This is a genomic window from Campylobacter sp. B0100352/1 (assembly GCF_020135855.1).
Taxonomy (GTDB): Bacteria; Campylobacterota; Campylobacteria; order Campylobacterales; family Campylobacteraceae; genus Campylobacter_D; species Campylobacter_D taeniopygiae.
In genome coordinates, this window is record NZ_JACHTP010000043.1 from 1 (window position 1) to 3,639 (window position 3,639).

Annotated in this window: 1 protein-coding gene and 2 pseudogenes; all 3 read left to right on the forward strand. The window is 27.6% G+C overall.

The features are described from left to right. Positions 1-869, forward strand: a pseudogene (locus tag H2279_RS08185) (DUF2920 family protein); the annotation flags it as partial. After that, positions 870-2,704, forward strand: a pseudogene (locus tag H2279_RS08190) (motility associated factor glycosyltransferase family protein). Positions 2,705-2,811: 107 nt separating this feature from the next. Next, a partial coding sequence (locus H2279_RS08195) for a flagellin N-terminal helical domain-containing protein (protein ID WP_337196235.1) occupies positions 2,812-3,639 on the forward strand: 828 nt, incomplete at its 3' end.

Genomic DNA, 3,639 nt, shown 5'->3' on the forward strand with positions numbered 1-3,639 from the left:
CATTTTATCAATCAAGCTTTGATAGAAGGAAAAAAAGAGGGTAGGTTTAGACTGGATTATTATTTAAATTTACATGTAAGCTTGCAACCTACAAAAAATGAGTATCAAAACTATGGCATTATGCAAGCTCAAGATCTCATAAATACAGCTCTTTATTTAAAGAAAAATGCTCCGTTTGATACTATGGGGGGGGTATTCCTGTGATTATGATCGGTAGTTCCCATGGAGGGTATCTATCTCATTTAGCTGCTAAAATTGCTCCTTGGCTTATAGATGGAGTGATTGATAATTCTAGTTATGCTAAATTTCTTTGGAGATTGGTTGGATTTGGAAAAGAGATTGATTTTATAGAATATTCCGAATTTGCTACCTTTGATTTTTTTCAGCATATAAAAGTTTTTTGCTCTAATAAAACTTTTTGGACAAGCAATAGCTCTTCACCTTATTTTTTCTCTCCGGCAAGATGCATGATCCGTAATATCTTAGAACCAAGTCATCTTGAAGTATGTGCTAATTTTCCTAGCACTCATTATGTGAGTTATCATTCTTTTTATGATAAAAGAATAGCTCCACCAGAAGATAAAATAGAACTTTATGATATTTTTAAAAAATATCATTTTGATGCAAAACTTTATATGATTAAAGATCAAGATCAAATCGATGGAAAATTTATAAAAAGTTTAGATCATGGTATGAATATGTCTATAAAAACACTTATAAAAAAAGAACTTCCTATTATGCTTGAAAAGATTAAAAAACATCCTAAAAAAGAATATAAAGATAAAAGTATAAGCTATCCTTGTGAAGATTTGCTTTATAAATTCACCCAAAAAGAAGATAAGATACTATTAGAGGTTAAAAGGAATTAAATGAATATTTTAGAAAAAAATATCCAAGCTTTAGCAAGTGGAACTAACGAGCCTTTGGCTTTAAAACTTAGTAATTTTTTAAAAGATTCACAATGCGTTCGTTTTAGTTTGGATGAAAATTTAAATATTTTTGATCAAAAAAATCAAGTTTTTATGTATAGCGATGTGGGGCAAGAAATCGCTTATTTTTTAAAGGCTATTTTAGAAAAAACATTAAGATATCCTTTTGTTTGCATTTATGGCATAGGAAATGCTTTGCTTATTAAAAATTTAACCTCATTTTATAAGCATATTTTTGTTTTTGAAAACGAAATTGAACTTTTTATTTTAGCTTTAAGTGTGATTGATCTTAGCGAAGAATTAAAGAATGGCAAAATATATCTTGTAGATACTAAAGAAGAAAAAATTAATGTGCAATTGAGCTTGCTTTTTGATCAAAATGATATGTTTGAATATCTTAGTCTTTATGAAATGTTTATCAATTGTTCTTATTATGAAAAGTATTTTATAGATAAAATTAGAAATTTAGATCATATAATCCGTGATAATATTTATCTTGTAATTAGAAATTTAGATCCAGAATCTAAAATATCTTTGAGCTGTTATGATAATTTTATACAAAATATTCCTTCAATGCTTAAAAGCATTCCTTTTCAAAGAATTATCCAAGAAAGAAGAAATCAATTTGAAAATTGTATAGTAGTTTGCGCTGGCCCAAGTCTTGAAAAGCAAATTCCACTTTTAAAAAAATATCAAGAAAATTTTGTAATTTTTTGTGCTGATGGAGCCTTTTCTTTGCTTTATAAAAACAATATTATTCCTGATTATGTTTTAAATCTTGATTTTGAAGAATATCCAATTAAATTTTTCAAAGATATAAACGAAAAAAAATTAAATTCGACTTTATTTATTTTAGGTCAATATACCCATCCGAGTATTACTAATCTTTTAAATCAAAAAAAACTTTCAATTTGTGTTGTTTTGAATCAAAATTCAAATGATAAAAAAATAATATTAAATGATTTTGGTTACTTAGATATTGGAACTCATGTGGGGCATATGTGTTATGCTTTAGCTTTAACTTTAGGCTTTAAAAATATAATTATCATAGGTCAAGATTTAGCCTATAATAAAAATGGCAATTCTCATTTTAGTGATTTTTCTTTAGGAAAAGATTTTGACAATACCTTAAATATCTCTAGTTTAAAAATTTTGGCTTATGGTGGAGAAGATGAAGTTTTAACTCATTTGATTTGGGACAATTATAGAAAAAAATTAGAATTTTTATTTGCTAGTAACACTCAAGTAAATTTTTTAAATGCTACTGAAGGCGGTGCTAGGATATCTTTTACCAAAGAATTAAGTTTTAAAGAATGTTGTTTAAAATTTGGGAATGAGAAGAAAAACAAATTTCAAATTTCAAAAACTTTAACTTTAAATAGAAGTGATAAAATTTTTAAAAAAATTTTAGATAATTTAAGACAAGATTTGAGAATAATTAACCAAGCTTTGGAAGATGCTAAAGCATTAAAAGAAGTCTTAGAAAAAATTCTTTTAAATGAAAAAATATTACCTTTAGAATTTTTAATAAATGTATATAAAAATATAGAAAATTTTAATTCTTTTTTGGAGGAAAAATCAGTTTTTTGTGATGGAATTTTTAAAGGAGTTTTTTTTAACAGAGGATTTAAATTAAGTAAAATTATCTCTCAAAAAATTCAAGAAGAAAAAAATATTTATTTTTAATAATTGAAGCTTATAAAGATTGGCTTACTTTGTTGATTAATAAATTAAATGTAAGAAGAGAAAGTTTGGATAAAATATTTAAAATTTGATTTTGTATTAATTTTTTTAAAAAAAGCTATAAAGATTTTTTATAAGCAAACGATATAGTCTTTAACAAGTTCATGGATGAGCTTGAATTTATTTAAAAGGATTTAAAATGGGATTTCGTATAAATACAAACGTTGCAGCTCTTAATGCTAAAGCAAACTCAGATCTAAACTCTAAAAGTTTAGATAGTTCATTGGCAAGACTTAGTTCAGGTCTTAGAATCAACTCAGCAGCAGATGATGCTTCAGGGATGGCGATCGCAGATTCACTTCGCTCTCAAGCTAATACTTTGGGTCAAGCTATATCTAATGGTAATGATGCTTTAGGTATCTTACAAACTGCCGATAAAGCAATGGATGAGCAACTTAAGATCTTAGATACTATTAAAACTAAAGCAACTCAAGCCGCTCAAGATGGACAAAGCTTAAAAACAAGAACTATGCTTCAAGCAGATATCAACCGCTTGATGGAAGAACTTGATAATATCGCTAATACTACTTCGTTTAATGGCAAACAACTTTTAAGTGGTAGTTTTACCAATCAAGAATTTCAAATTGGCTCAAGCTCAAATCAAACTGTAAAAGCAACTATTGGTGCGACTCAATCTTCAAAGATTGGTGTAACAAGATTTGAAACCGGCTCTCAAAGTGTGAGTTCTGGTGTTGTTGGGCTTACTATTAAGAATTATAATGGTATTGAAGACTTTAAATTTCAAGATGTTGTAATTTCTACTTCAGTTGGAACAGGCCTTGGAGCTTTGGCTGAAGAGATCAATAGAAATGCAGATAAAACAGGGGTTAGAGCTAGTTTTGATGTTAGAACTGTAGGGGCTTATGCAATTAAAGAAGGAAAAACATCTGATGATTTTACAATTAATGGCGTCACTATTGGCAAGGTAAGCTATAAAGATGGAGATGAAAATGGTGCTTTAGTTTCA